Origin of the sequence: Streptomyces sp. NPDC101490 (assembly GCF_044767145.1) — a bacterium.
Classification (GTDB): domain Bacteria; phylum Actinomycetota; class Actinomycetes; order Streptomycetales; family Streptomycetaceae; genus Streptomyces.
Window position 1 is genome coordinate 261,480 of record NZ_JBIWNI010000004.1, and the last position, 23,414, is coordinate 284,893.

Sequence of the window (23,414 nt, forward strand, 5' to 3'; positions counted from 1 at the left end):
TCCGTACGCGCCCCCACCGCGCCCGGCCCCCCACCCGTACGCCCTCCAGGACCCGCCCCTCAGGGCGCCGACGTCCCGGAACCCGGCCCCACCAGCCCGCTCCCCCCGCCCACAGCGCATCGGCTCAGCCCGTACGACCCGCCCGCCGGGCCCGCGACCGCCGCACCACCGGTCCGCCCGCCCACCGCCCGCATCCGAAGGAGTCCCGTTCATGCAAGTCCTCGGGGAAGTCGCCAGTTCACGCGAGGCCGCGCTCTACGTGGTCAAGCTGGGCAGCGCCACTCTGCTCCACAGCAAGGTCTTCGACGAGCTGCTCGAACTCAGCCGACGCGGCGCCCGGCTGCTCGTCATCGCCGGGGGAGCGGCCGGGATCGCCGAGCACTACCGGCGCACCGGCCGCGAGATCCGCACCCTGGTCTCCCGCACCGGCGACGAGATCCGCTACTGCCCGCCGGAGGAGATGCGGCACATCGTCGCCGCGTACGAGGAGGTCACCCTCCCCCTGGTGGAGGAGGAGCTGACCAGCCGGGGACTGTCCGTCTTCGCCGCCGTCGCACGCACCGGCGCCCTGGTCAAGGCCACCGCCAACGGCCCGCTGCGCATCCAGGAGGAAGGGCGGACCCGACTGGTCCGTGACCACCGCGCGGGCACCGTCAGCTCCGTGGACGTGCCCCGGCTCAGCGGACTCCTGGCCACCTTCGACGTGGTCTGCCTCTCCCCGCCGGTCGCCGACGCCGACGGCGGCACCCCGCTCAACGTGGACGCCGACGTGCTCGCCGCCGAGGCGGCCCTGGCCCTGGACGCCGACCACCTGCGCCTGGTCACCGGCACCGCGGGACTGCTCACCGACCCCGCCGACCCCGCCAGCAGCCTGCGCCACCTCACCGAGGGCGAGGGACGGCGCTACGCCAAGGGCAGGATGCGGCAGAAGGTCCGAGCGGCCGAGATCGCGCTGAAGGGCACCTCCGACACCGCCATCACCGGCCCGCACACCCTGTCCGCCGCGGGCGCCACCTGGTTCTGGCGGGCCCCCGCCCCCGCCGCCGACCTCGAACTGCTCTCCCGTACCGTCGAGTTGTCCTCGGTCTCCCGCGACGAACGCGAGATCGCGGAGTTCCTCGCCGGGTGGTGCGAGGAGAACGGCGTCAAGGCCGAGATCGACGCCGCGAACAACCTGGTCGCCACCAAGGGGGCGGGCCCCCGGCGGCTGCTGATGCTCGGACACCTGGACACCGTCCCGCACCGCTGGCCGGCCCGCTGGGACGGCGAGGTGCTCTCCGGACGCGGCTCGGTGGACGCCAAGGGCAGCCTGGTCGCCTTCCTCCAGACCCTGGCCGCGTTCGACCCGCCCGAGGGCGTCGAGATCCGAGTCGTCGGCGCGGTCGAGGAGGAGATCACCGGCGCCGGAGCCTTCCACATCCGCGACGCCCTGCCCGTCGCCGACGCGGTGATCGTGGGCGAACCCAGCGGCGCCGAAGCCCTCACCCTCGGCTACTACGGCCTGGTCAAGATCCGCTACAGCGTGCGGGAACCCACCGGGCACACCGCGGGCGAAGGCGTCCGCACCGCCGGGGACCGCATGGTGGAGGTGCTCGCCGGACTGCCCGCGGCGGTGGCCGGACTGCACCCGGACGCGCTGACCGCCGTCCTCGGCGTCCGGGCGCTCAACCAGGGCGACACCCAGGCGGGCGAGGCCGTGGTGGACGTCCGCGTCCCCCCGGGCCTGGACGTCACCGAGACGGTGGACGCCCTGCGGGCCCTCGCCACCGACCCGGTGCGCTTCGAGGTCCTGCGGGCCACCCCCGGAGTGAGCACCGGCCGCACCAGCCCCCTGGTCAAGGCCTTCCAGCGGGCCTTCAGGGCCGGAGGGGTCACCCCCCGGTACCTGATGAAGAAGGGCAGCAGCGACATGAACACCCTCGCCACCACCTGGCACGGCGTCCCCATGGTCGCCTACGGGCCCGGTGACGCGAAGCTCGACCACACCCCGGACGAACACCTGCACGCGGACGAATTCCGGCGGGCCCAGCGCCTGCTGGCGGCCGCGGTCCGAGAATGGAGCTCGATGTGACCGTCCTGACGGCCGCCGCCCCCGGGCAGGATCTCGCGGCCCCCTTCGCCCACTGCGCCTGCTACCCGGGATCCACGGTCTGGCTGACCGGCCTGCCCAGCGCGGGCAAGACCACCGTCGCGTACGCCGCCGCCGAGATCCTGCGCTCACGCGGCCGCCGCGTGGAGGTCCTCGACGGCGACGAACTGCGCCTGACGTTCTCCTCCGGCCTCGGCTACTCCCGCGGCGACCGGCGCAGCAACGTCGAACGCATCGGCCGGGTCGCCCAGGTGCTCGCCCGCAACGGCGTCACCGTCCTCGTCCCCGTCATCGCCCCCTACGCCGACGCCCGCGACCTGGTGCGCTCCTGGCACCAGGGCAGCGGCACCGACTTCCTGGAGGTCCATGTGGCCGCCCCCCTCTCGGTCTGCGCCCGCCGTGACGTCAAGGGCCTCTACGCCCGCCAGGCGGCCGGTGAGATCAGCGGCCTGACCGGCGTCGACGACCCCTACGAGGAGCCCCTCGCCCCCGACCTGCGGATCGCCTCGCACACCCAGACCGTCACCGAGTCCGCGCAGGAGCTGCTCGCCCTGCTGGCCGAAAGGGGGCTGGCATGACCGCCACGACCGTCACCGGGACGGCCGCGCCCGTCGCACCGCCGTCCACCGTCCACCCCCGGGACGCCTATGGCCTCTCCCACCTCGACGCCGTCGAGTCCGAGGCCGTGCACATCTTCCGCGAGGTGGCGGGCGAGTTCGAGCGGCCGGTGATCCTCTTCTCCGGCGGCAAGGACTCCATCGTCATGCTCCACCTGGCGCTGAAGGCCTTCCGGCCCGCGCCGCTGCCCTTCGCCCTGCTCCACGTGGACACCGGCCACAACTTCCCCGAGGTCCTCGCCTACCGCGACCGGGTCGTCGCCGAGCACGGGCTGCGGCTGCACGTCGCCCGGGTACAGGACTTCATCGACGACGGCCGGCTGCGCGAACGCCCCGACGGCACCCGCAACCCCCTCCAGACCGTCCCCCTGCTCGACGCCATCACCACCGGCCGCTACGACGCCGTCTTCGGCGGCGGGCGGCGCGACGAGGAGAAGGCCCGCGCCAAGGAGCGGGTGTTCTCGCTGCGCGACGAGTTCGGCGCCTGGGACCCGCGCCGCCAGCGCCCCGAGCTGTGGTCGCTCTACAACGGCCGCCACGCCCCCGGCGAACACGTCCGGGTCTTCCCGCTCTCCAACTGGACCGAACTGGACGTCTGGCAGTACATCCAGCGCGAGGCGATCGACCTCCCGGAGATCTACTACGCCCACCACCGCGAGGTCTTCGCCCGCGACGGCATGTGGCTGGCACCCGGCGAGTGGGGCGGCCCGCGCGCCGCCGAACGGCTGGAGACCCGCCTGGTCCGCTACCGCACGGTCGGCGACATGTCCTGCACCGGAGCGGTGGAGTCCGCCGCCACCACCGTGGAGGCGGTGATCACCGAGATCGCCGCCTCCCGGCTCACCGAACGCGGCGCCACCCGCGCCGACGACAAGATGTCCGAAGCCGCCATGGAAGACCGCAAACGCGAAGGGTACTTCTAGCCGTGAACATCACCGACGCGCACTCCGCGCCGCACCACGCGCCGTACGGTCCGGGCACCGCGGTGGACACCCTGCGGTTCGCCACCGCCGGTTCCGTCGACGACGGCAAGTCGACCCTGGTCGGACGGCTCCTCCACGACTCCAAGTCGGTCCTCGCCGACCAGCTGGAGGCCGTCGAACACGCCTCCAGGAAACGCGGCCAGGCGGCACCCGACCTGGCACTGCTCACCGACGGCCTGCGGGCCGAACGCGAGCAGGGCATCACCATCGACGTCGCCTACCGCTACTTCGCCACCGCCCACCGCCGCTTCATCCTCGCCGACACCCCCGGCCATGTGCAGTACACCCGCAACATGGTCACCGGCGCCTCCACCGCCGACCTCGCGCTCGTCCTCGTCGACGCCCGCAACGGGGTCGTCGAGCAGACCCGCAGACACCTCGCCGTCGCCGCCCTCCTCCGCATCCGCCATGTGACCCTGGTGGTCAACAAGATGGACCTGGTGGACTGCTCCGAGGAGGTGTTCGCCCGGACCGCCGCCTCGTTCGCCGAGTGCGCCGCCGCCCTCGGCGTCGACCGGGTCACCGCCATCCCGATCTCGGCCCTCGCCGGGGACAACGTGGTGCGCCCCTCCGAACGCATGGACTGGTACGCGGGACCCACGGTCCTCGAACACCTGGAGTCGGTCCCGGTGGGCGCCGACCCGCGCACCGAGTCGGCCCGGCTGCCCGTCCAGTACGTCATCCGGCCGGGCACCGCCACCCACCCCGACTACCGGGGCTACGCGGGCCAGATCACCTCCGGAGTGCTCCGGGTCGGCGAGCGGATCACGGCCCTGCCGTCCGGCGCGGTCAGCACCGTCGTGGGCATCGACACCCTCGACGGGACCGGCACCGACACCGCCTGGGCACCCCAGTCGGTGACCGTGCGCCTGGCCGACGACCTCGACATCGCCCGGGGCGACCTGCTGGCCCCGGCGGCCACCGCGCCGCACCCCGTCCGCCGGTTCACGGCCACCGTCTGCCACCTCGGCGAGCAGCCGCTCCACGTCGGCCGGCAGGTGCTGCTGCGGCACGCCACCCGTACCGTACGGGCGGTGGTCGCGGAGATCTCCTCACGGCTCGACATGCAGGACCTCTCGGAGCGTCCGGGACCCGACCGCCTCGGCGTCAACGACATCGGACGGATCACGGTCCGCACCGCCGCACCGGTCGCCCTGGACGGTTACGGGGACTTCCGGCGCACCGGTTCGTTCCTGCTGATCGACCCCCTCGACGGCAGCACCCTCACCGCCGGGATGGCGGACTCCCCGGCTCCGTCGGAAGGGGGGTGACGCCCTCGGAAGATGACCATGAGAACTTCATGTCGGCCCGGTGACACAGGCACTGTCGGCCCTTCCCCCGGCACAGCAGACTCTTTCTCGTCAGCAAGCCGAAACCCATCGGGAAGGGCCGACATGAACCTCGACATCGCCACCGCCGTCACCGCCATAGCCGAGGACCTGGTCATCGAGGACTTCTTCGGTACGGGCGCCGAGCCGTACCAGCCCGGCACCTGCATCTGCTGGACGGGCGACCCGCTCGCCGAGTAGTCCACCCCGTACGACACGCACGGCACGGCTCGCAGCACGTGAGACAGGTACGGCACGGCTCGCACGGCACGTGAGACACGCACGACACGCACAGCGCTCAGGACGCGCACGGGACGACGGGCACACGCACCTCCGCACCCGCACATCCCAGCGCACGGCACGGGCACCGCACAGGCACCGCACGACACGCACCCGAGCAAGGTCCACAGGCCGCACACCAGAGGAGGAATCGGTGGCACAGCGCCAGGGCACCACGCACGGACTCGGATTCAAGGCCCACCTGAGGGCCGAAGTCGTCCCGGGAGAAGGCGTGTTCCTCATCTCCGAACGCGGAGTCACCGCGCTGCGCGGATCCTGCGTCACCACCCTGGCCCCCCTGCTCGACGGCACCCGCACCCTCGACCGGCTCGTCACCGACGCCGGTACCCTCCCCGCCGACCAGGTCCGCCAGGTCGTCACCCGGCTCCTGGACTCCGGACTCCTCACCCACCGCGCCCCCGGCGCCCCCGCCGCGAGCACCGCGGGCGAGGCCTTCTGGGAACTCGCCGGAGTGGACGGGGACGAGGCCACCCGCCGCACCGGCAGCGGAACCGTCGCCGCCACCGGGCGCGGCGGCGAAGCGGGCGCCGGCGCCGAGGAACTCGTCGCCGCGCTGGGCTCCGCCGGACTGCGGGTCCACCGGCCCGGCCAGGGCAGCGGGACACCCGACCTGGCGCTCGTCCTGTGCGACACCTACCTCGACCCCGCGCTGGCCGAACTGGACGCCGCCTACCGCGCCACGGGCACTCCCTGGCTGCCCGTCCGCCTGAGCGGTGAACAGCCCTGGATCGGACCGGTGTTCCAGCCCGGCGACGGCCCCTGCTGGCACTGCCTGGCCGAACCCCTGCGCCGCAACCGCCCGGCGGAGACCTACCTGGGCCGGGCCCTCGGCCGCCCCGTCAGCGTCCCGCCCTCCAGCCTCGCGGCGGGCCGCGCCGTCGGACTCCACCTCGCCTGCCTCGAAGCCGTCAAATGGATGGCGGGTCACCGTCACCCGGGCCAGAACGCCCTGTGGACCATGGACACCCTGACCCTCGCGGGCCGCCACCACCCCGTGCGCCCCCGCCCCCAGTGCCCGTCCTGCGGCGACCCCGGCGTGACGGCCCGCCGCATCTGGGCACCCGTCCGTCCGGCCAGCCGCCCCAAATCCGCCACCGGCACCGGCGAACGCTCCCTGACCCCCGAGGAGATGCTCGAACGGTACGGACACCTCGTCGACGAACTGACCGGCGTGGTCAAGGAGGTCCGCCGCGACCGGCGCGACCCCGGATTCCTCAACTGCTACCACTCCGGGCACAACCCGGCCTCCTCGGTGACCGGACTCGCCTCGGTGCGCGCCGGGCTGCGCAGCCACAGCTCCGGCAAGGGCACCACCCCCCTCCAGGCCCGGGTCAGCGCCCTGTGCGAGGCCGTCGAACGGCACAGCGGCTACCGTCAGGGCGACGAGCCCACCCTGAGAGCCACCTACCGCGAGGTCGCCGACCGCGCCGTCCACCCCGACACCGTCCAGCTCTTCGACCCGCGCCAGTTCGTCGGCCGGGAGGTCTGGAACGCCGAACACGCCCCGGCCCACCGGATCTGCACGCCCTTCGAGGAGGACACCCCGGTCGACTGGACCCCCGTGTGGTCCCTGACCGCGGGCCGCCACCGGCTGCTGCCCACCTCCATGCTCTACTACGACGCCCCCTGCCCCACGGGCTCCTTCTCGGCCCACTCCAACGGCACCGCCGCGGGCAGCTCCCGCGAGGACGCCATCGTCCAGGGCTTCCTGGAGCTCGTCGAACGCGACGCCGTCGCCCTGTGGTGGTACAACCGCACCCGCCAGCCCGGCGTCGACCTCACCTCCTTCGGCGACCACTGGATCGAGGAGATGCGCACGGCCCACCTCGGACTCGACCGCGACCTGTGGGTCCTCGACCTGACCAGCGACCTCGGCATCCCCGTGTTCGCCGCGCTCTCCCGGCGCACCGACAAACCGGCCCAGGACATCACCCTCGGCTTCGGCGCCCACTTCGACCCCCGGGTCGCGCTGCGGCGGGCCGTGGCCGAGGTCAACCAGATGCTCCCGCCGGTCGTCGCCGCCACCGCCGACGGCGACGGCTACACCTGCGACGAACCCGTCCCGCTGTACTGGTGGCAGACCGCCACCACCGACAACCAGCCCTATCTGGTGCCCGACCCCGGCGGCCCGCACCGCACCGCCGCCGACTTCCCGTACACCCCCCGCTCCGACCTCGCGGCCGACGTGGCGGCGGCCGAGGCACTGGCCCGCGGCCTCGGCAGCGAACTGCTGGTGCTCGACCAGACCAGAGCGGACGTGGGACTGCCCGTCGTCAAGGTGATCGTGCCCGGACTGCGCACCTTCTGGACCCGCTTCGCCCCCGGCCGCCTGTACGACGTCCCGGTACGCCTGGGCCGCCTGGCCGCCCCCACCCGATACGAGGACCTCAACCCGGTCCCCCTCTTCCTGTGACACCGTCGCCGTACCATCCGTGAGGTCCCCGCCATGAAGTCTTCCGCCCCGCCCGCGCCGCGGGACACCCGACTGATCGAACTGTGGTCGCTCCGCGAGGACACCAAGGTGCGGACGGCGGCGGACGAAGCCGGGACCGGCCTGGTCAGCACCCTCTGGGAGGACATCCGGCTGCCGCTGTCCGACCCGGTGGTCCAGCGGGCGCTCGAACGCATGACGTACGGCCCGGTGTCGCTGGACAACGTCCTGCCCGGCTTCAGCGCGACCGGCGCCGTCTCCCGCGATCCGCGCCGCGCCGCCCTGCGCTCCACCCTCGACGCGGTCCGCCAGGCCGTGATCCGCACCCTCGCCCTGACCGACGGCACCGAGCAGCTCTCCGTGGTCCCGATCGTGCGCGAGGCCCGCTTCACCCCCCGCATGCCCGCCCCGGAGACCACGCACCGGCTGTCCCGGTTCGCCACCCTGCGCGCCGGCGGCGGGGACATGGTCCTCGAATCCCCGCTCAGCACCCACCGGGTGGTGCTGCACACCCCCCAGGCCATGTGGCTGGTCAGCTGCTACGTCCGGCCCGCCTCCGTCCGCGACACGGCCCGGCTCCTCGACATCCCCCTCGACGTGGTGCGCAAGGCGGTCGGCTATCTGGAGGCGTCCGGGATGCTGGTCCCCGGCTCCGACGGCCCGGACGAGGGCCACTCCTTCGCCGAGGACCGGGACCCCGCACTGGAGCACTGGTCGCCGCGCGAACTGATGCTGCACAACCGCAGCAGGCCCGGACTCCACGACGAACCGCTCGGCCTGGCCCGCAGGTCCGCCGAGGACCCCGGCGACCCGGGGGAGCGCCGCCGGGAGGGCGGCGGGGCGCCGCTGCCGCTGCCGGTGCCCGACCTCGACCGGGTCCTCGCCACCGACCCCCGTCTGACCACCGCGCTCGAAACCCGCCGCTCGGTCCGCGCGGACGACGGACTGCCGCTCTCCCTCGCGCAGTTGGGCGAGCTGCTGTACCGCGCGGCCCGCGCCCGCCCGGCCGGCGGACGGCCCTACCCGAGCGTCGGCTCCGTCTACCCGCTGGAGCTGTACGTCACCGTGGTCGGCTCCGCCGAACTCCCGCGCGGCTCCTACCACTACGACCCGGCGGCCCACGCCCTCCACCCGCTGGACGCCCGGCCCGCCCTGGTGGACGCCCTGCTCGGCGAAGCGGGCGCCACCGCGGGCCTGAGCGCCGAACCCCCCGTCCTGATCAGCATGACGGCCCGCTTCCGGCGGATCAGCGCCGCCTACCCGGGCATCGCCTACAGCGCGCTGCTCAAAGAGGTCGGCGCCCTCCAGCAGACGCTCTACCTGGTCTCCACGGCCATGGGCATCGGACCGTGCGCGCTGGCCTTCGGCGACACCGCGACCTCCGCCCGGGCCTTCGGCCTCGACTGGCGCGCGGAGTCGGGCGTGGGGGAGTTCGTGCTGGCCGCACTGCCCGGCGGGGCACCTTCCACCGATCACGGCCGAACCGGTACGAGATACCCCTGAACGAAAAATACCGAACACCCCCGGCTCCGTCTATGCTGCACTCCACTTCCGTGCGGCACCGAAGTCGAGTAGGGGGCTCCTGTGGGATGGTCTCGGCCCGCCGGTCCAGACATTGTTCGCACTCCCCGTCCCGTCGAGGGAGGTGATCTGGCGCCGAAGGTCGCCGGTACGATCACGCTCGTCGTCATCCTCTGCTTCTTCGCGGTGGGCCTCACCTACGCGGTCGGCGCGGGGATGGGAGCGGGCCAACTGGCCCTCTGCGGCGTCCTGATGCTGACGCTGCTGTTCCTCCAGCTGAACCATTCGTTCCCGTTGTGGATACCCAGAGCGGCCCGCCACCGCGCGCTGACCCTGGCGCTCCAGGCGGTGCTCACCTTCGCCCCCTTCACCCTGTTCGGCGCCGCCTGGCTCGGGATGCCGGGCTTCCTCGCCGCCTCCGCCCTGCTCGTCCTGCGGTCGGCCTGGGGCTGGACGGTCTTCGCCGGGGTCGTCGTCGCCACCGGCTTCGTCCAGTTCGCCGTGGGCTACGGAATGGGCCACCTCGCCTACAACAGCCTGGCCACCATCCTGACCGGACTGGTCGTGTACGGCCTCAGCCGCCTCTCCGGACTGGTCCGCGAAGTACAGATGGCCCGCGAGGAACTGGTCCGGCTCGCCGTGACGCAGGAACGTCTCCGCTTCGCCCGCGACCTGCACGACCTGCTCGGCTTCAGCCTCTCCACCATCACCCTGAAGTGCGAACTCGCCCACCGGCTCATCCGGGTCCAGCCGGAGCGCGCCGAGATGGAACTCACCGAGATCGTCCAGACCGCCCGGCAGGCACTCACCGACGTCCGGTCCGTGGCCAGCAGCTACGTCCAGATGGCCCTGAACCGCGAGGTGGCGTCCGCCGCCTCGCTGCTGCGAGCGGTGGGCATCCGCACCGACATCCAGGTCACCGAGACCCCGCTGCACGCCTCCGTGGACACCGTCCTCGCCACCGTGCTGCGCGAGGGCGTCACCAACCTGCTCCGTCACAGCAAGGCGCAGAACTGCACGATCACGGCGTACGCGGACGAGAGCACCGTCCGGTTCTCCATCGCCAACGACGGTCTGAGCGAGACGGACGCCGCCCACTACGACAGCGACCGCTCGGGCGCCACGGGCGGTGTCGGCCTGCGCAGCCTGACCATCCGCGCCGAGGCGGTCGGCGGACGGCTCGGCTGGAGCGTACGCCAGGACGGCTGGTTCGAACTCGTCGCCGAACTCCCGCTCCGCCCGGCCACGGACACCTCCCGGAACCCCGGTGGTGGCCCCGGGACGACCGGGGCCACCGACTAGCCGGGCCGGTCCGGTCTCACAGCCAGCCGGCGTCCCGCGCGATCCGTACGGCGTCCATGCGGTTGCGGGCGTTGAGCTTGGTCACCACCGTGGTCAGGTAGTTGCGGACGGTCCCTGCGGACAGGAACAGCTTCGTGGCGATCTCAGGAGCGTCCATGCCCCGGGCCGCCAGCCGCAGCACCTCGTTCTCCCGGGCGCTCAGCGGACTGCTCCCCGCCTGGAGCGTGGCCAGCGCCAACTGCGGGTCCACGACCTGCTCCCCGGCGACCACCTGACGGATCGCGGCGGCCAGCCGGGTGGGGTCGGTGTCCTTCAGCAGGAACCCGGACACCTTCGCCTCCAGCGCCCGGCGCAGGTTCCCCGGGCGGCCCAGACTGGTCAGGATGATCGTCCGGCAGGCGGGCAGCTCCCGGCTCAGCAGTTCCGCGGCCCGGATGCCGTCGATGCCGGGCATGTCGATGTCCAGTACGGCCACGTCCGGCCGTGTCTCCAGGGCGACGGGCAGCACCTGGTCACCGTTGCCCGCCTCACCCACCACCTCCAGGTCCTCCTCCAGTTCGAGGAGCGAGACCAAGGCCCGTCGGAGCATCACCATGTCGTCCGCGAGCAGCACTCTGATCACAACAGTCCCCCCTGACGTGCCCCCCCATAGGGCCCGTTTGTAGGGTGAATCCTACGGGGGACAAGCGGAGTTGGCGGGTTTCCGACGGTCGCGCACGGCCCCGGACGGCCCCGGGAACCGGTCCGGCGCGGTCGCCACGGCCGCGGCGTACCCCTCGGGAGCCGACACGTCCGCCACCGCCCAGCCGTCCGGTCCCGCCGCCGGAACGGGCCCCGTCCCCAGGTAGTCCAGGGCCGCCGAGCGCCCGAGACCCGTCCCGATGCCCTTGAGGTACGCCTCCTTGCGCGTCCACGCGCGGGCGAAGGCCACCGGCCGCGACGCCTCGTCCAGGGCGGCCAGTTCCGCCCCCTCCCGGGGATGCAGGGCCGACGCGGTCTCCGCGACCGTCGCCGCGTCCGGCACCCGCTCCACGTCCACGCCGAGCGGCACGGGACCGATCCCGAGCAGCACCAGCGGGCCGGTGTGCGACAGGGAGAAGTGCGCGCCCCCGCCGAGGACCACCGGACGGCCGTGCGGCCCGCCGCAGCACGGGCACGCGTCCCGTCCCAGGCGGACCGCCTCCGGCGCGATCCCCAGCAGATCACCCAGCAGGGTCCGCAGCAGCACCCGGGAGACCAGATGGTTGCGCCGGTCCCCCGGGCGCCGCAGCTCCTGCGCGCGCCGCAGCTCCCCGGCGTCGAGCAGCCGGGGAGCGAGCCGGCCGGCCCAGCCGGCCAGCGTCTCCGCCTCGACCAGCCGCACCGTCACCGGCCGCGCCGCCGTCCCCGGCGCGCGCGGGCCGAGCAGCGCGGACGTCACGGACTCTTCCGGGGCCCGGTCGGCGGATCGCCCGCCGTCAGCCGCTCCACGTACCCGGCGATCCTGCGCGCCCGGGTCTCCGGCCGCACCGCCTTCGCCACGGTGAGCAGGATCTGGTACCTGTTGCTCCGGCTCAGCGCCTCGAACGCGGTCGCGGCGGCGGGGGAGGCGTCGAGCGCCACCCGCAGATCGGGCGGCACCTCCGCCGTGCTCTGCGGCGCGTACGCGGCCTCCCAGCGCCCGTCGGCCCTGGCCAGCTCGATCTGCGCCAGACCGGACGGCCGCATCCGGCCCGCTCCGATCAGCTTCTCCACCTTGGCGCAGTTGATCCTCGACCAGGGGCTGCGCCGCTTGCGGGGCGAGAACCGCTGCGCCCACCAGCCCTCCGGCACGTCCCCGGAGTAGGCCTTGCCGTCGATCCAGCCGTAGCACAGGGCGACGTCCAGGGCCTCGTCCCGGCTGATCGACGGCACCGGCGTGCCCTTCTTCGGCAGGGCGATCCACACCTCGTCGGCGCCCTCGTGGTGCTCCTCCAGCCAGGCGGCGAACTCCGCCACGGAGACGCAGTGCAGATGGCGCTCCGGCAGTGTCACGACCACGCTCACGCGGCCGTCTCCACTTCCACCGGCTCGGCGGTCCGCACGCCCGGACGGGCCGCCTCCGCGCCGCGCACCGGGACGGGCGCGTCAGCGCCCAGCGCCTCGGCGGCGGCCTTGACGCGCTCCAGCGTGACGCGGATGCCGTCGCGCAGCTCCGCCGTGTGGTTCTCGAAGCCGCCGAGCATCGAGTTGGCGAAGGACGCGGTCCGCTTGCTCTGGCCCGCGTTCTGCCCGGAGACGTCCCAGGTCTCGGTGAGCAGGGTGCCGCCCGCGCCGTCCGGCGCCAGCCGGTAGCCCCAGCGCACCCCGTTGGTGGTGGTGCGGAAGGCGAAGGACCTGCCCCGCTCCGACCGCTCCACCGTGTTGGAGGTGACCCACCAGACCCAGCCGCGCCGGTTGAACCCGATGAAGCGCGCGCCGACCCCGCGCTCGCGCCCGCGCCAGCGGCAACTGCGGCACTCCGGGCTCCACTCGCCGATCCGCGTCACATCGCTGACGAGGTCCCAGACCGTCTCGGGGGAGGCGTCGATCCGGATCGACAGCTCCTCCGGCGCGGCGGGCGCCGCCGCGACCGGTGTCCCGCCCCCCTTGCGCGCCAGCTTGGCGCCCGCGCGCCGGGCACCGCGCAGCTCGGCCAGGTACGGGTAGTGGTCCACCTGCATGGTGTGGCGCTTGGACGTCACGTACCGCTTGACGAGCTTCTCCCGGTACCGGGAGATCTCCCGCAGCATCGCCTCCTTCGAGGGCAGCGCGGCCTTGCCCTGGAGCAGGTCCGCCACCCAGTGCGACTGGGCCTCGGCGAGGACCGTGGTCGCGCCCAGGGGCTGGAAGAGGCCCACGAAGTACAGCCCGGGATGCTGGGGGTCGACGACCCGGTGGAAGAGGGACACGTCGTTGTCGGTGGGGGCGATCACGGACTCGTCAAGGAACGGGAAACTGACCTTGTAGCCCGTGCTGTAGATGACCGCGTCGATCTCCTCGCTGCTGCCGTCGGTGAAGTGCACCGTGCCGCCGTCGAAGCGGGAGATGTTCGGCTTGACCGCGAGCCCGCCGTGACCCAGGCGCGGCAGCAGGGTCTCCGAGACGGTCGGGTGGGAGCCGAACAGCTTGGCCTCCGGCTTCGGCAGACCGAAGTCGGTGACCTTCCCGATCGACATCCGCAGCAGGGCGGCCATGACCCAGCGCTGCGTCGCGCGCGGCATCACCCGGGTGATGAACGGGCTGATCATGTCGTCGCCGGGCTTCCCGAACATGAACTTGGGGAACACGTACCCGCCGGTGCGCACGGACAGGAAGGTGCGCTCGGAGACGGCGGAGGTCTCCACCGCGATGTCCGACGCCGAGTTGCCGAAGCCGAGGACGAGGACCCGCTTGCCCGCGTACTCGTCGGGGACCCGGTAGTGGTGGGAGTGGATCTGCGTGCCGGTGAAGGTGTCGGCGCCGGGGAACGCGGGCTCGGGGTCCCGGGGGTCCCAGTGGTGGCCGTTGGCCACGATCACCGAGCCGTAGTGGCGGGTGGTCTCCTCGCCGGTGTCGCGGTGGCGCACCGTCACGTTCCAGCCGCCGCCCTGGGCGGGTTCCACATGGGAGACCAGGGTGCGGAACGTGATGGACCGGCGGAAGCCGAAGTGGTCCACGTAGTCGTCGAGGTACTGGGCGATCTTCGCGTGGCCGGGGTAGTGCGGGTAGTCGGCCGGCATGGGGTAGGCGCGGTACTCGGACAGCTTCTTGGACGTGTTGATGTGCAGGGACTGGTAGCCCGAGGACATCCCGTTGTCGTTCTGGTAGCGCCAGTTGCCGCCGACCTCGGAACCGGCCTCGTAGCAGTCGAAGTCGATGCCGCGTTCGTGCAGGACCTGGCAGGAGGCGAGCCCCGACCAGCCCGCTCCGATGATGCAGACGTTCTCCATGGTGTCCTTCTCCTTGGGGGGATGCTCAGGGCTGCCGGACGTACGCGGACGGGTCACCCAGCCAGTGGCCACCGGCGGTGACGCGGACCTCGCCGCCCGCGACGGCGGAGAGGACCCGGTGGGCGGTGCGGACCAGGACGACGCCGACGGCGGAGTCGATCGCACCGGCGAGGTGGGGGACGCTCGTGCGGAAGTCGACCCGGAAGGCGATCTCGCTGCCGCCGGGGACCTCGGTGGCCGTCCAACTGCCCCCGAACTCCTGGAAGTCCCCGCTGACCTGCTCGAACTCGACGCGGTACGGGGCCTGCCCGTCGCCCGTGCGCTCGGTGCGCTGCACCCAGCGGGCCGAGCCGCCCCGGAAGGCCAGCTCCCACGCCTGGTGGCCGTCGCCGGTGTTGGACACGGACCGGACGTCCTCGGCGTGGGCGGGGAACGCGCCGCCGTCCGCGAGGAGTTCGATCACCTCGGCGGCCGGTGCCGGGACCGTGGCCTTCAGCACGCGGGTCGTCATGACGTGGGCTCCTTGTCGGTGGCCGGGCGGAGGATGCTGACGGCCTGCAGCCGTGTGGTGCGCAGCATGGGGTGGCTCGCCTCTCCGAAGGCGCCGCCGGTGAGTCCGGGGCCGCCCTGGTTGGGCAGGAAGGGCAGGAAACCGCTGTGCGAGTCGTTGATCTTGAGGTTGCCCGCGTTGGTGACGCCTTCGAGGAACCGGTCGGCCGTCGGGGCGTCCTGGGTCCAGACGGAGTTGCGCAGCCCGTACGCGTTGGAGTTCACGAAGGCCAGCACCTCCCGCAGGAGGTCCTCGTCCGAAGCGCCCGCCTCGGGCACGATGATCGGCAGCAGCGGGAAGAAGGTCTCGTCACGGACGACGGAGAACGACCGGGCGTCCCGGAGCCCTTCGACGCGGACGATGCTCGGTTCGACGAAGAACCCGGTCTCCGAGGGCGTGCCGTCCACTTCGAGCCGCCGACCGCCGTGGACGAGCTTCGCGCCCCGGGCGAGCGCCTCGCCGAGGCAGCCGTAGAACCAGTCGATCCCGAGGACGGGGGTGAGGACCACCTCGGGGTCGTCGGGGTAACCGGGCTTGATCTCGCGGGTGGCGACGACGAGCCGCTCGATGAGCTCGTCGGCGATGGCGGGGTGGGCGACGACCTGGTTGGGCACGTTGCAGATCTGGCCGGAGTTCAGGAAGAACTGGGTGATGGTCTCCACGGCGGCGTCGAGGTCGGCGTCGTGCCACACCACGCAGCAGTCGTTGCCGGCCAGTTCCAGGACGGGCTTCTTGCCCGCGGCGACGGCGTCGGCCTCGAACTCCAGGCCCTTCTTGCTGCCGCCGAAGTAGAGGACGTCGTCGACGTGCTCACTGGCCAGCCAGGTCTCCAGCGCGGGCGGTCCGCAGAACGCGTTGACCGTCCCGGCGGGCGCGCCCATCTCCTCCAGGACCGGGGCGACGACCTCCCGCATCGCGTACATGCAGCTGAGCGCGACCCCGCGCGGTGCCCGGACCACGACGGTGTTCCCGGCGAGTAGGGCGGTGAGCCCGTTGAGCGCGTTCACCGTCGCCGCGTTCTGCGGGGGATTGATGCAGACGACCCCGTCGGGGATCCGGCGCAGGATCATCTCCCGGTCGCCGTCCCGGCGCCGGAACTCCAGCTGCTCGGCACACCATTCGAGGGTCTCCGGGCTCCAGCTGGTGTACGGGATCCCCGTGAGCATCCCCTCGGCGGCGGACCGGGGTGTTCCCTCCGCGACCAGGATCTCGACGAGCGGCTCCCGGTGCTGGAGCAGCCGCTCCCCGATCCGCCGCCCGATCTCCAGGCGCCGGGCCAGCGGAACCCGCCGCCACTCGTCGGCGGCCCGCGCGGCCGACTCCAGGGCGAGCGCCGCCATCTCCTCGTCGGCGACGACACAGGCTCCGACGACGCTGTCCCCGGCGGTGCCGGGATCGACGAGGCCCCGGTCGAGATCCTGTTTGAGACGCAGACCGGTGAACGTGTCCTCGATGAGGGAACGCGCGGTGACGGTGTGCACGTACTGCGGATCGTCACCGACGATGTCCCGGCCGCCGATGTAGGCCGGATAAACCCCGAACTTCATTTCGCCCCCTTCGGTCAGTCCGATACGGCTGACGTGTGTCCTCACACGCTAGGACGGCGACTTCACCGCCCCCATGAGTCCACGATCAAACCTGCTTATCGGACCGATGCGGGGCCGCGTCCGGGGCGAGGCTTCTACGGGGAGAAAGCCATGGTCCCCGACCTGTAGGGGGCTTCGGGGCGGAGCGGCCACCGGAATTTGTCCGTGACGGCTCTTCGGCTCCCGGTAACTCGGAGCCCTGGGTTCTTTCGTCGAAAGCGATGAGCCCCGGAGCGGAATGCGCGACCCGATCCACGGGAGCGGAACGCGATTCGGCCATTCGCCGGACGGGTGCATCCAGCGGTCGCCCGCTGCCGCATTCTCCTGCGATCGAATTCCTGTTCGTGATTCTTTGTCCTTAGCCCTCAGCCCTCAGCCCTCAGCCCTCAGCCCTCAGCCCTCAGCCCTCAGCCCTCAGCCGTCGGCCGTCGGCCCTCAGTCGTCGGCCGGGGAGAGCCTGACGCCGGGTGGGTGGTCCCGTGCCAGGCCCTCCGGGTCGAAGCGGTCCATCAGCACACGGACTTCGTTCCCCCGCCGGAGCCGGAGCCGGAGCCGGAGCCGGAGCCGGAGCCGGAGCCGGAGCTGGTGGCCGGAGCGAGGGCCCGGGTCGGGGCCGTCGGTCGACCTGTGACCTGGGACCCGGGCTGATCAGGCCATCAGGTCCCGAGGGCGTCCCCTGGGGAGAGGTCCGCCGGTGCCGGTCGGCGGCGGGTCAGTGCCCGGGGCCCGGGGGCTGGCCGGAGACCAAGCCCTCCAGGAGGGAGCCGTCGAGCAGTCGGCCCTCGACGCGGACCAGGACCGGTTTCGGGGACCTGACCGCCTGGGCGGGTCCCCTGGTCGTCGTGGTGGTGGAGCCCCGGGTCGTGATGCTTCCGACGTGCCTGCTGCCCGCGGACAGGAGATAGCGCGTGCCCGAGGGCGAGACCCACGAGGTGGCGGCCAGGACGTGCTGGCCGAAACGGCTGCACATCGCCGAGTCACCGAGGGCCGCCACCCGCTGGGGCGGGCGGGCACCCGGGGGTTCGAAGGCGATCGTGGTGCGGCCCGGACCCTCCCAGGTGTCCGCCCGGGAGCAGACCCACACCGCCGTGCCCGCCCGCTCCGGCAGGGCCTGGACCGCGTACTCCCAGCGGTTGACCGCACGCACACCCGCGAGCCGCAACGGTGGCAGCGAGCAGGCGGACCGGGCCCAGGCCGCCAGGCCCCGGGGCCCCGCCGCCTCGCGGGGCGAACGGGCCCGCACATCAAGTCCCGGCGCCGGGGTCCAGGTCAGATGTGCCGGGACAAGCTCACCGAGGTCCGCGAGCAGAAAGGCGTGGTCCTCGACGATCCGCTTTGACGAGGTCAGCTGAAGCACCGGAACCCGTTCGCACCCGCCCCCGCTCGCGTACGGCACCGGGGCCGTGACCCCCTCGGCCGTCACAGCCAGCGGAGCCGCCGCGGCGTCCGGCGCCCGGAGGTCCCGTACCTCCGCGCGGGCGATCCACGGGGCGAGGAGGAAACGAGCCCGCCCGTCGCGCCGGGTGAGGACGACCGCCGCGCCCGTCGTGACGTCGCTGTCGTCCGCGCGCGTCACCTGGAGGGAGGCTCCGCTCCGGCCGTCGGCGGCTTCGGAGTACCGGGCGAGCCGCCGTCCGTCGTGGAGGAGGACCACCCCGGAGCCGTCGACCGTTCCCGCGAAGAGCAGAGCGGGCGGCTCTCCCGGCGGCGCCGTGGCCGTGCCGCGCGCCGCCGTCACCCGTACACCGGTGTCCGTACGCCCCGACCAGGAGTCCAGGGCGCGCCGGAGGAGCGCCGTGTCACCGGTGCGGGCGCCGCGCGGGGGCCAGGCGGTGAGGTCGACGCGGGAGGTGTCCGCCCAGCGTTCGGCGGGGGCCCGTACCAGGGCGGTGGCGGTGAGGGCGTTCGAGGCCGCGACCGGCTCCGGGCGCGCTTCCGGTCCGGTACGGAGTCCAGCCGTGGCGACGACGGCGGCGAGCACCGCCGCCCCGGCGAGAACGGCCAGACGGCCGTGGCGACGGCGGCGCAGAAGGTCCGTGGGGCGGGTGTGGACGATGCAGGGATCGAACTCGCCGCCGGAGAGCAGCGCGGCGACATCGGTGCCGGTCCCCGCGCCGAGCCGGTCGGCGGCGCGTACGGCGGCCTCGGGCTCGGGGACGCCCGCCGACGCCAGCAGTTCGAGGACCGCGTCGGCGGGGAGCTGTTCGAGGGCCCGCAGGGCGATCGCCGCCCGGACCTCCGCGCCGACTCCGGCCAGCGCGCGGTCGAGGGAGAGTTCGTCGGAGCCCCCGGCGCGGGGGAACAGCCGCAGACCGAGGACGAGGGGCAGGAACGGGCCGGGGCGGCGCAACGGATGCCGGGGCCTGAGCGCCGTCCGCACGACCGTCGCCCGCAGCCAGGAGGCCACCGGACGCTCGGCGCTCCGCTGCCCGGGGAGCGGCGGCCCGGAGCGGGGAGCCGGGCCGGACCCGCCGGGCTCCCGGCCGGGCCCGCCGGGAGCCGCCGCCCCGGCGGGCCCGTTCCCCGGCCACGGGCCGGGGAGGCTCGTGGCGTCCGACAGGGTCCGCTGGACCAGGGCGTGGGCGGTGAGGACGCGGCGGTGGCGGCCGAGGGACGGCGGCAGGATCAGATAGGCGAGCCGGACGAGTCGCGGGTAGTTCTCGACGAGGGCCGCCTCGGCGGCCTCACGGGCCGGGCGCCCGGCCGGTATCGAGGTGCCTGCGGTGACATGACGGGACAACATGACCGGCCAACGAGCCCCCGGGCGGTGCCGTCACCTCGGACCTGTGACCGTACGGTTCCCCGGGAGCGGGACCACACATCCGGACAAGAGCCGCTAAGGCTCGATCAGACCCACCCTGATCGCGTACCGCGTCAGCTCCAGACGGTCCCTCAGGCCCAGCTTCTGGAGGAGGTTCGCGCGGTGCCGCTCCACCGTCTTGGGGCTGATGACCAGGAGGTCGCCGATCTCCTTCGAGCTGTGGCCCTCCGCCACGAGCTTCAGGATCTCCTCCTCGCGTTCCGTGACCGCCTTGGCGGGCAGGGGTCTGCCCCGCTCCGCCCGGTCGAGGTAGGTGCGGATCAGGGCCGTCTCGGCACCCGGATAGATGAACGGCTCGTCGCGCACGGCGGCCCGGCACGCCTCCACCAGATCGCGGTCCGCCACCGACTTCGGCACGTAGCCGCTCGCGCCCGCCTTCAGCGCCTCGAAGAAGTACTGCTCGTTGTCGTACATCGTGAGCATCAGGATGCGCAGCTCGGGCCGCAGCCTGCTCAGCTCGCGGGCCGCCTGGAGGCCGGTCCTGCGGGGCATCGAGATGTCCAGGACGGCCAGGTCGATCCGCTCGGAACGCGCCAGGGCCACCGCCTCCGCCCCGTCCGCCGCCTCGGCGACCACCGTCAGGTCCGGTTCCGCGTCGAGGATCAGACGCACCCCTCCGCGCACCAGCGCGTGGTCGTCCGCCAGCAGGATGCGGGTGGGTGTCTTCCGTTCCGTCATGACCCTGTCCTCGTGCCCTGTGTGTCCAGGCGGACCTGAGTTCCGCCGCCGTCGCCTTCGCGGACGGTCAGCTCCGCGCCGATCAGCAGGGCCCGCTCCCGCATCCCGAGGAGCCCCGCTCCGTCCGGCGCCCCACCGAGCCCCCGCCCGTCGTCCTCGACCAGGAGCCCGACCCCGCCGTGCGGGAGGCGGCGCAACCGGATGTCGACCTGACCGGCGGCCGCGTGCCGCGCCGTGTTCGTCACGCCTTCCTGCGCCACCCGGTACAGCACCAGCTCGGTGGCGTCGTCGAGCTTCGGCAGACCGGGCTCGATGTGCGCCCGTACGGTCAGGGAGCGCGTGGAGAACTCGGAGGCCAGCGACCGGAGCGCACTGTGCAGCCCCAGCTCCTCCAGGACTCCGGGGCGCAGACGGCGGGCGATGCGGCGGATCTCCTCCAGGCCCGCCCGTGTCGTCTCCTGCGCCTGGTGGAGTTCGTTCCGCAGTCCGGCGGGCGCGTGGTCCGCCGCGTGCTTCAGCTGGAGCAGCACGGCCGTCAGGGTCTGCCCGACCTCGTCGTGGAGCTCCCGCGCGATCCGCCGCCGTTCCTCCTCCTGCGCCGACAGGGCCCGTGCGGTGCTCGTGGCCCGCTCGGCCTCCAGCCGGTCCAGCATCGTGTTGAACGTACGGGTCAGCTCGGCGATCTCACCGTGCCCCGACACCTCCGGACGCCGTCCCGGCCGCAGCAGGTCCGCCGTCCGCATCGCCCGGGTGAGGCGCTGGAGCGGCGCCAGCGCGACCCGCAGCAGGAATCCGTTGGCGAGGAGCATCGCCGTCAGGCCTGCCATCAGCACGATCGCCTCGCCGAAGAGCACGGGCGAGGAGACGGTCACCGGGCCGAACAGCAACAGGACGGCCGTGACCAGGACGGACGCGTTGAGAAGGAAGATGCGCCAGTACAGCGACACTGCTCCGGCTCTCCCGTCGAATCGTGCACCGGGGTCCCGACGGACCCCTGACCTGCGAAAGGACCTGGGTCCCCGCCCCATCCTGACCAGCTCCGCGGGGTCTTGTCCATCCGTGCCGACACCCATGTCCGCCTCCTTCCGCCAGATGGCACGATGGCCCGCGCACCACGACCATCCACCCCACCACCCCAAGGAAGGGACGGGCCCGTGCCTGCTCCGCGGATGAGAACGACACCCCTGCCCGGCATCGGAGTCCAGTACGACTTCACGACCCGGGAACACCGGCAGCTGTCGGTCATCGCCCACCGCGACGGGACCCGGACCGTGAACGTGTACAGGGGCGACGACCCCGACGCCTGCGCGCAGTCGCTGCACCTCACCGAGGCCGAGACGGCCTCCCTGATCGACGCGCTGCTGCCCGCGCACCACAGCCCGAACGTCCTGCACACCACCGACCTGGGCCTCGTCGCCGAACGCATCGAACTGTCCGCGCACGCGTACTGGAACGGGCGCGTGCTCGGCGACACCCGGATGCGCACCGAGGCGGGCGCCTCCGTCGTCGCCGTACTGCGCCGCTCCGGGGCGATACCGTCCCCGACGCCCGACTTCCGGCTCGCGGGCGGTGACACGCTCATCGTCATCGGCACCCGCGAGGGCGTCGACGCCGCCGCCGCGATCCTCGGCCGGGAGTGAGGGCCCGGTGCACTCCGCGGTCTTCCTGATCGAATTCGGCGCGATCATCCTCGGGCTCGGCCTCCTCGGCCGGCTCGCCGGACGGTTCCAGTTCTCTCCCATACCCCTCTACCTCCTCGCGGGGCTCGCCTTCGGCAAGGGCGGCCTGCTGCCGTTCGACGCCAGTGACGAGTTCGTCGCCATCGGCGCCGAGATCGGCGTCATCCTGCTGCTCCTCATGCTGGGCCTCGAATACACGGCCAGCGATCTCGTCTCCAACCTCAAGACCCAGTACCCCGCCGGGCTCGTCGACTTCGCCCTGAACGCCCTGCCCGGCGCCGCCGCCGCGCTGCTGCTCGGCTGGGGCCCGGTCGCCGCCGTCGTCCTCGCCGGAGTCACCTGGATCTCCTCCTCCGGGGTCATCGCCAAGGTCCTCGGTGACCTCGGACGGCTCGGCAACCGCGAGACCCCGGTGATCCTCAGCATCCTGGTCCTCGAAGACCTCGCCATGGCCGTCTACCTGCCGATCATCACGGCTCTGCTCGCCGGGGTCGGCCTCGCGGCCGGCAGCGCCACCCTCGCCATCGCCCTCGGCGTGGCCGGTGCGGTGCTGTTCGTCGCCGTCCGCTACGGGCGGCTGATCTCCCGGTTCGTCTCCAGCGACGACCCGGAGAAGCTCCTCCTCGTGGTCCTCGGCCTGACCCTGCTGGTCGCCGGGATCGCCCAGCAGCTCCAGGTGTCCGCCGCCGTCGGCGCGTTCCTCGTGGGCATCGCCCTCTCCGGTGAGGTCGCCGAGGGCGCCCACACCCTGCTGAGCCCGCTGCGGGACCTGTTCGCCGCCGTGTTCTTCGTCTTCTTCGGACTGCACACCGACCCGAACAGCATCCCCCCGGTGATCCTCCCGGCGCTCGCGCTGGCCGTCGTCACCACCTTCACCAAGATCGCCACCGGTCACTGGGCCGCCCGCCGAGCCGGGATCGGGGTCAAGGGACGCTGGCGGGCGGGCGGCACCCTGGTGGCACGCGGTGAGTTCTCCATCGTCATCGCCGGACTCGCCGTCACCGCCGGGGTCCAGCCCCAACTGGGCCCCTTCGCCACCGCCTATGTGCTCATCCTCGTGGTGATCGGCCCGCTCACCGCCCGGTACACCGAGCCGGTCGCCTCCTACTTCATCCGCCGCCGGACCCCGGCGGCCCCCGACCCGCAGTCGGCCACCGTCCTGGAGTCGGCTGCCGTCCTGGAATCCGCCTCCCTCCCGATGTCGACCGCCGTCCCGGTCGCCCTCCCGGAGCCCGAGCCGGTCCGGACGCAGGAACCGCAGAGGAACCCGGAACCGCCGAGAAACCCGGATTCCCCGAAGAACCCCAGTCCCGTGAAGCGGCCGGAACCGGTGAAGGAGCCGGGCTCGGCCACGGACCCGCTCGACGAGAGCGTCCCCGTGCCGGAAGCCCTTCCCTGACCCACCCGAGCCCCGGAGCCCGCCGACCGCGCCTGAACGAGCCGGGTTGCACCAGTCCGGTCGAACCAGTCCGGTCGAACCGGGCGGGAAGGACCGGTCGGGATGGACCGGTCGGGTCGACGGGTCCGGTCGAACGGGTCCGGACGGACCAGGCGCGTCGGTCCAGCCGAGCGCGGCCGGGTGAACCGGGTGAGGCGAACC

The 23,414-nt window shown here is 72.9% G+C and carries 19 protein-coding genes; 10 read left to right on the forward strand and 9 right to left on the reverse strand.

What is annotated here, in order from left to right; genetic code table 11:
- Positions 1 to 211: 211 nt before the first annotated feature.
- From ACIRQY_RS12270 to ACIRQY_RS12305, 8 genes are all read left to right on the forward strand, one after another.
- Positions 212 to 2,071: a M20/M25/M40 family metallo-hydrolase gene (locus ACIRQY_RS12270; protein ID WP_403924337.1), complete on the forward strand. Its 1,860-nt coding sequence runs from the start codon at positions 212 to 214 to the stop codon at positions 2,069 to 2,071.
- Positions 2,068 to 2,667 (forward strand): adenylyl-sulfate kinase, encoded by a 600-nt coding sequence (gene cysC, locus ACIRQY_RS12275; RefSeq protein ID WP_403924340.1) that lies wholly within the window; start codon positions 2,068 to 2,070, stop codon positions 2,665 to 2,667. The genes ACIRQY_RS12270 and cysC overlap by 4 nt, the downstream gene beginning before the upstream one ends.
- Complete coding sequence (gene cysD, locus ACIRQY_RS12280) at positions 2,664 to 3,629, forward strand: sulfate adenylyltransferase subunit CysD (protein WP_351781328.1); 966 nt, start codon at positions 2,664 to 2,666, stop codon at positions 3,627 to 3,629. Before cysC ends, cysD begins: the two co-directional genes overlap by 4 nt.
- 8 nt (positions 3,630 to 3,637) lie before the next feature.
- Complete coding sequence (locus ACIRQY_RS12285) at positions 3,638 to 4,960, forward strand: sulfate adenylyltransferase subunit 1 (protein WP_403924698.1); 1,323 nt, start codon at positions 3,638 to 3,640, stop codon at positions 4,958 to 4,960.
- A 123-nt stretch (positions 4,961 to 5,083) separates the two neighbouring features.
- Positions 5,084 to 5,218: a hypothetical protein gene (locus ACIRQY_RS12290; protein ID WP_351781330.1), complete on the forward strand. Its 135-nt coding sequence runs from the start codon at positions 5,084 to 5,086 to the stop codon at positions 5,216 to 5,218.
- Positions 5,219 to 5,450: 232 nt separating this feature from the next.
- A complete protein-coding gene (locus ACIRQY_RS12295) occupies positions 5,451 to 7,730 on the forward strand; it encodes a TOMM precursor leader peptide-binding protein (protein WP_403924344.1) in 2,280 nt (759 codons plus the stop codon).
- Positions 7,731 to 7,763: 33 nt separating this feature from the next.
- Complete coding sequence (locus ACIRQY_RS12300) at positions 7,764 to 9,251, forward strand: SagB family peptide dehydrogenase (protein WP_351781334.1); 1,488 nt, start codon at positions 7,764 to 7,766, stop codon at positions 9,249 to 9,251.
- 81 nt (positions 9,252 to 9,332) lie between these two features.
- The gene (locus tag ACIRQY_RS12305; RefSeq protein ID WP_403924347.1) at positions 9,333 to 10,571 is read left to right on the forward strand and encodes a sensor histidine kinase; all 1,239 of its coding nucleotides are present in this window, start codon (positions 9,333 to 9,335) and stop codon (positions 10,569 to 10,571) included.
- A gap of 16 nt (positions 10,572 to 10,587) precedes the next feature.
- Here ACIRQY_RS12305 and ACIRQY_RS12310 read toward each other — a convergent pair whose 3' ends face one another.
- The 9 genes from ACIRQY_RS12310 to ACIRQY_RS12350 form a co-directional block, all read right to left on the reverse strand.
- A complete protein-coding gene (locus ACIRQY_RS12310; RefSeq protein ID WP_351781338.1) occupies positions 10,588 to 11,193 on the reverse strand; it encodes a response regulator transcription factor in 606 nt (201 codons plus the stop codon).
- A 51-nt stretch (positions 11,194 to 11,244) separates the two neighbouring features.
- A complete protein-coding gene (locus tag ACIRQY_RS12315) occupies positions 11,245 to 11,991 on the reverse strand; it encodes a 4'-phosphopantetheinyl transferase family protein (RefSeq protein WP_403924350.1) in 747 nt (248 codons plus the stop codon).
- Positions 11,988 to 12,596, reverse strand: a complete 609-nt coding sequence (locus ACIRQY_RS12320; protein ID WP_351781342.1) for a YdeI/OmpD-associated family protein — start codon at positions 12,594 to 12,596, stop codon at positions 11,988 to 11,990. The genes ACIRQY_RS12315 and ACIRQY_RS12320 overlap by 4 nt, the downstream gene beginning before the upstream one ends.
- Positions 12,593 to 14,500: an NAD(P)-binding domain-containing protein gene (locus tag ACIRQY_RS12325; RefSeq protein WP_403924353.1), complete on the reverse strand. Its 1,908-nt coding sequence runs from the start codon at positions 14,498 to 14,500 to the stop codon at positions 12,593 to 12,595. Before ACIRQY_RS12325 ends, ACIRQY_RS12320 begins: the two co-directional genes overlap by 4 nt.
- 25 nt (positions 14,501 to 14,525) lie before the next feature.
- On the reverse strand, positions 14,526 to 15,011 hold the full coding sequence (locus ACIRQY_RS12330; protein ID WP_403924356.1) for a type II toxin-antitoxin system RatA family toxin: 486 nt from the start codon (positions 15,009 to 15,011) through the stop codon (positions 14,526 to 14,528).
- The gene (locus ACIRQY_RS12335; RefSeq protein ID WP_403924359.1) at positions 15,008 to 16,597 is read right to left on the reverse strand and encodes an aldehyde dehydrogenase family protein; all 1,590 of its coding nucleotides are present in this window, start codon (positions 16,595 to 16,597) and stop codon (positions 15,008 to 15,010) included. Before ACIRQY_RS12335 ends, ACIRQY_RS12330 begins: the two co-directional genes overlap by 4 nt.
- 751 nt (positions 16,598 to 17,348) lie before the next feature.
- Complete coding sequence (locus tag ACIRQY_RS12340; protein ID WP_403924362.1) at positions 17,349 to 19,379, reverse strand: hypothetical protein; 2,031 nt, start codon at positions 19,377 to 19,379, stop codon at positions 17,349 to 17,351.
- 93 nt (positions 19,380 to 19,472) lie between these two features.
- The gene (locus tag ACIRQY_RS12345) at positions 19,473 to 20,135 is read right to left on the reverse strand and encodes a response regulator transcription factor (RefSeq protein WP_351781350.1); all 663 of its coding nucleotides are present in this window, start codon (positions 20,133 to 20,135) and stop codon (positions 19,473 to 19,475) included.
- Positions 20,132 to 21,082, reverse strand: a complete 951-nt coding sequence (locus tag ACIRQY_RS12350; protein ID WP_403924364.1) for a histidine kinase — start codon at positions 21,080 to 21,082, stop codon at positions 20,132 to 20,134. Before ACIRQY_RS12350 ends, ACIRQY_RS12345 begins: the two co-directional genes overlap by 4 nt.
- Positions 21,083 to 21,304: 222 nt before the next feature.
- On the opposite strand from ACIRQY_RS12350, the gene ACIRQY_RS12355 reads away from it, so the two are divergent.
- Together ACIRQY_RS12355 and ACIRQY_RS12360 are read left to right on the forward strand one after the other, a co-directional pair.
- Positions 21,305 to 21,775: a TrkA C-terminal domain-containing protein gene (locus ACIRQY_RS12355; protein WP_351781354.1), complete on the forward strand. Its 471-nt coding sequence runs from the start codon at positions 21,305 to 21,307 to the stop codon at positions 21,773 to 21,775.
- A gap of 7 nt (positions 21,776 to 21,782) precedes the next feature.
- Positions 21,783 to 23,213, forward strand: coding sequence for a cation:proton antiporter (locus tag ACIRQY_RS12360; RefSeq protein WP_403924367.1), 1,431 nt, complete (start codon positions 21,783 to 21,785; stop codon positions 23,211 to 23,213).
- Positions 23,214 to 23,414: the final 201 nt, after the last annotated feature.